Genomic DNA, 371 nt, shown 5'->3' on the forward strand with positions numbered 1-371 from the left:
CCAGCATTTCCGCATCAACCATGCCCCATCATGAGAAGCCCGGAAGCACGAACCAGCCGTCGACGCGCCGCACCACCACCGAAAGTGCGACAGAGCCCGAATAACGGTGGGAACGGCGTGGCCTGACCGAAAGGAACGGCAATGACCGAGACCGTAGAGATGATCGATCCTGTGACGGGAGAGATCATCGATCAGCAGCAGCTCGCGCAGCAACTGCTGGCACAGGCAAAAGAACAGGGCGTGAGTCTGATGGGCCCCGGGGGCCTGCTTGGCAGTCTGACCAAGTCAGTGCTCGAAACGGCCCTCGAGGCGGAGCTGACCGAGCACCTCGGGCACGAGAAGCACGGGGCTGCGGAGGGCCCCAATGTGCG

The 371-nt window shown here is 63.1% G+C and carries 1 pseudogene; it reads left to right on the forward strand.

The features are described 5' to 3' along the window. Positions 1 to 159: 159 nt before the first annotated feature. Positions 160 to 371 (forward strand): annotated as a pseudogene (locus AC5RWU_RS24710) (IS256 family transposase); the annotation flags it as partial.

It is taken from the genome of Arthrobacter sp. B0427-1-12 (genome assembly GCF_059092905.1).